General features: G+C 75.4%; 4 protein-coding genes and 1 pseudogene. 4 read left to right on the top strand and 1 reads right to left on the bottom strand.

What is annotated here, in order from left to right:
• Positions 1-193: 193 nt before the first annotated feature.
• From EF903_RS29400 to EF903_RS29390, 3 genes and pseudogenes are all read left to right on the top strand, one after another.
• On the top strand, positions 194-1,444 hold the full coding sequence (locus EF903_RS29400; protein WP_260616089.1) for a polysaccharide lyase family 1 protein: 1,251 nt from the start codon (positions 194-196) through the stop codon (positions 1,442-1,444).
• 112 nt (positions 1,445-1,556) lie between these two features.
• Positions 1,557-1,826, top strand: a pseudogene (locus EF903_RS29395) (sigma factor-like helix-turn-helix DNA-binding protein); the annotation flags it as partial.
• On the top strand, positions 1,814-2,536 hold the full coding sequence (locus EF903_RS29390) for a hypothetical protein (protein ID WP_125548043.1): 723 nt from the start codon (positions 1,814-1,816) through the stop codon (positions 2,534-2,536). The pseudogene EF903_RS29395 and the gene EF903_RS29390, both read left to right, overlap by 13 nt.
• 15 nt (positions 2,537-2,551) lie before the next feature.
• On the opposite strand, the gene EF903_RS29385 is transcribed toward EF903_RS29390, so the two are convergent.
• Positions 2,552-3,643 carry a PP2C family protein-serine/threonine phosphatase gene (locus EF903_RS29385; RefSeq protein ID WP_125548042.1) on the bottom strand — a complete coding sequence of 364 codons (1,092 nt, stop codon included), beginning with the start codon at positions 3,641-3,643 and terminating at the stop codon, positions 2,552-2,554.
• Positions 3,644-3,791: 148 nt separating this feature from the next.
• Here EF903_RS29385 and EF903_RS29380 point away from each other — a divergent pair.
• Positions 3,792-4,337 (top strand): hypothetical protein (locus EF903_RS29380; protein WP_125548041.1); only part of this gene is annotated, 546 nt, incomplete at its 3' end.

Below are 4,337 nucleotides of genomic sequence, written 5' to 3'. Positions count from 1 at the left end.
GGCGGGGGGGGGGCGGGGCGCGGGGGGGTGGGCGGGGCGGGGGGCGGGGGCCGGGGGGCGCGTCGGGGGGCGGTGGGGGGGGGCGCGGGGGGTGGGCGCGGGGGCGGGCGGGGGGGGGGGCGCGGGGGGGGGGGGCGGGGGGGCGGCCGGGGCGGCGGGGGCGGCGGGGCCGGCGGCCGCGGGCCTCGGCGTTCTGCCCTTCGCCACCCGCGCGGACGCGGGCGCCCCCGACCTCGCGCGCACCGCCCTCGCCGCCCGCGACGGCTGGGCGTCGAGCGGCTCGGGCACCACCGGCGGGCAGGCCGCCGACGCGGCGCACGACACGACGGTCACCACCCGGGCCGAGCTGGTGAAGGCGCTCCGCGCCGGCCCCTCCGGAGCCCCGAGGATCATCCGGATCAAGGGCCGGATCGACGCCAACACCGACGACCAGGGCCGCCGCCTGGACTGCGCCGACTACGCCAAGGGCACCGGCTACACGCTCGCCGCCTACCTGAAGGCGTACGACCCCGCGGTCTGGGGCCGCTCCAAACTGCCCGCGGGAGCCCAGGAGTCGGCGCGGGCGGCCGCCCAGGCCCGGCAGGCCGAGCGCATCGCCCTCGCCGTGCCGTCCCACACCACCATCGTCGGCGTGCCCGGCACCGACGCGGGCATCAACGGCGGCAGCCTCCTCGTGCAGAAGGCCGACAACGTCATCATCCGCAACCTGGCCTTCGCCGACACCCGGGACTGCTTCCCGCAGTGGGACCCCACCGACGGCTCGGAGGGCAACTGGAACTCCGCGTACGACTCCGTCACCCTCCGCGGCGCGACGCACGCGTGGATCGACCACAACACGTTCACCGACAGCCCGCACTTCGACTCCGCCAACCCGCGCCACTTCGGCCGCGCCTACCAGGTCCACGACGGCGCCCTCGACATCACCAACGCCTCCGACCTGGTCACCGTCTCGTACAACCGCTTCACCGACCACGACAAGACCATGCTCATCGGCAGCAGCGACAAGGACTCGAAGCTCCGTGTGACCCTGCACCACAACGTCTTCCAGGGCGTCGTGCAGCGCGCCCCGCTGGCCCGGGTGGGCCAGGTCCACCTGTACAACAACCACTTCGACACCACGGCGCGCAACGGCTACGCGCACCAGTACAGCGTGAACGCCCGCGCCGGCGTCCGGATCGTGGCGCAGCACAACCACTGGACGCTCTCCGCCGACCGCAAGGCGTCCCAGATCCTGTCCGGCGACGGCACGGGCGCCTTCGCCGGCAGCGGCAACATGGTCAACGGCACCGTCACCGACCTCGTCGCCGCCCACAACGCCGCGAACAAGAAGAAGATCAAGTCCGAGGCGGCGTGGCAGCCCGCCCTCTCCCGGGGCCTGGAGTCCTCCGCGGCCGGCCTGCCCGCCTCCCTCGCCCGCAGCGCGGGCGCCGGCGTCCTGAAGTGATCCGGCACCCCGGCGGCCCGGGCGCGGAGGGCACGGACCCGCACGGCACGGAAAGGCGCCGACCGCATGGCTGATACGCTCACCGCCCCCGGGCCGCCCAGAAGAGGTGGATGCGCCGCCGCTCGCGCACGGCCCGGACGTCGACGCCGTCGTGGACGTGCGCCGCGCCCTGGAGCGCCTGCCGTTCCGCAAACGGGCCTGCGTGGTGCTCCGCCACGCCCTGGACCTGTCGGAGAAGGACACCGCGCTCGCGCTCGGGATCTCCGTCGGTACCGTGAAGAGCCAGACCTCCAAGGCCATGGCCGAACTGCAGCGCATCCTCGGTGTTCAGGCCGCCGAAGAACTGACGGGAACGGGAACGGTGAGCCGATGGAGGAGCTGAAGCGCCGGCTGCGGGAAGCGGCCGCCGCCCACGAACCCGACCGGGAGGGGATGCTGCGGCGCGTCCGCCAGGGCATCGCCGCCGACGCCCGACCCCACCCCGCGCGCCGTCCGGCCCGCCGCCCGGCCGGGACCCTGTCCTGGCCGCGCGTCGCCCTCGCCGCCCTCGCCACGACTGCGGTGCTCCTGGCCGGCGGGTACGCGGTCGTCCGCACCGCCCCCTCCGGTACGGACGGGCGGGCGCCGGCCGCGGCGCCGCCGACACCGTCGCCCCCGGTGGACGGCTCCGCGCCTGCGCCGCGCACCCCTGACGGGCCCCTGCGGGCCGGCGGCGCGGTCGACCCCGGCGGCAACCCGTACTGGTCGCAGAGCAGCGTCACCCTCCGCGCCGGCGCGCCGCTGGGCGCGCTCTCGCTGGAGGTCCGCATCGCACAGACGGGCGGCGTCGCCCCCACGGGCGCGTGGCGCACCCTGCCCGAGGGCGATTTCACGCTGGCCACCGCCGACGGGGACGACGGCGCCGTCGTCTACCGGTGGACCCTCAAGCCGGGCCGCACCGTCCCCCCGGGGGAGCACGTCTTCGCCGTCCAGTACAACCACTCCCGGGGTCCGCGGACCGTGGCCGCCGACACGTACACCGCGACGGCCGCCACGGCGGAAGGGCGGCCGCACACGGTCACCGGAACGTTCCGCCCCCTGGCCGGGGGCTGACCCCGCACCTGCGTTTCAGCCCCCGCCCAGTCGGACGGCGAGGGCGGCGACGTCGTCGTCGAGGCGGCCCCGGCTGTAGCGCAGCAGGGCGCCGTGGAGGGCGGTGAGCAGCTCGCGGGGCGGCGTCTGCGGCTGTCGGCGCATCCAGGCCGCCAGCGGGAAGAACTCGCCGTCGCGGGAGCGGGCCTCGGCGATCCCGTCGGTGTAGAGGAGCAGCAGGTCGCCGGGGGAGAGCTCGAAGGTGTCCACGGTGTAGTGCTGGCCGATCAGCTCCGCCAGGCTGAGCAGCGGCGACGGCGAGGCGGGCTCCAGGACGCGGAGCTCCCTCCGGTTCAGGATCAGCGGCGGCGGGTGCCCGCAGTTGAGGATGCGGATGCGTCCCCCCTCGTGCGGGATCTCGGCGAGGAGCGCGGTGGCGAAGCGCTCCATGGGCCCGTCCGGGGGGAAGGCGGCGTTGTAGCGGGCGCTGCTGGCATCCAGCCTGCGCGCGACGTCGACCAGGTCGCACTCGCCGTAGGCGGCCTCCCGGAAGGCGTTGACGATGGCCGCGGCGGCCCCCACCGCCGGCAGGCCTTTGCCGCGGACGTCTCCGATCAGCAGCCGCACCCCGTAGGGGGTGTCCACCACCTCGTAGAAGTCCCCGCCGATGCTGGCCTCCGCCGCGGCCGCCAGGTACAGCGACTCGATCTCGACGTTCCCGAAGCGGTGCGGCAGGGGGCTCAGCACCACCTGCTGGGCCGCGTCGGCCACGAGCCGCACCTGGAAGAGGGTGCGCTCCCGCTGCAGGCGGGCGTGGCTCCCGTACGCGGCGGCCACGGTGACCGCGATGATCCCCGCGGCCGTCCACCAGGTCCCCAGGTCGGGGAAGACGAAGCCGAGGCCGATCATCAGGCAGAGGCACACCGTCCCGAGCAGGACGGTGGGCAGGACCGGCCACATGGCGGCGGCGAGGGCCGGAGCCGCCGGCAGGAGGCGGCTGAATGCCATTTCCGGCGGCGTGGCGTAGGCCAGGCTGGCGATGACGACGGTCAGGATGACCGGCGACAGCCGCACGAGCCTGCCCGGGCCGGGGCGCCGACGGGCCTGCGGCCGTCCGGTCTCGATCACATCTAACAGGGTATCCACGCAAAGAGGACAAAGCGCCCCGGCGGCGCCGTGCGACCTCGCCGGAAAATCGAACGTGCGAGCGAAAATAGAGGGGGGTGTCGTCTTGACTCCGAGGCGCTGTGGGTGGCGGCCGCTACGCTCACCGGCCGTGGAACTCGAATCGCAGATATCCCGCCTGGCCGGGCTCGGCCTCCCGCTCGCGGCCGAGCGCACCGTCGACGACCTGCTCCATTCCCTCCCGCGCGACCTGTTCGAACGCCGCCCGTACAACCTGCTGCTCTCCGTCCTCGGGGCCGAGGTGGAGCGCGAGCCCTGGGGGCGCCCGTTGTGCGACCGCGCGTGGAACTTCGACACGGAGTGCGTCCACGGCCCCGGCGCCTACGTCCGCACCGCCCGCGAGCCGTGCCGCACCGCCGGCCGCCCCGAGGCCTTCACGGACCTCCGGGACCACGTCGACCCCGGCGCGGGCGAGGCCTGGATCGAGTACACCGCGGGCGGCCGCCGGCGGCGGTGGACCGCCGAGGTGTGCGACGACTGGGCCGACACCATGGTGGTCGGCCACCTCATGGACGACCTGGAACAGGACGGCGACGGCGGCCGCCGCTTCTGGACGCGCGACGGCGGCCAGACCATGGCGCTCTACTGGCTCCACCCCGACGACGCCCGCGCCGTCAGCGCCCTCCTCGCCCCGGCC

Origin of the sequence: Streptomyces sp. WAC05292 (assembly GCF_003949955.1) — a bacterium.
Taxonomy (GTDB): Bacteria; Actinomycetota; Actinomycetes; order Streptomycetales; family Streptomycetaceae; genus Streptomyces; species Streptomyces globosus.
Note: the sequence above shows the minus strand (reverse complement) of the source record. Positions and strands in the feature narration are given on the sequence as shown.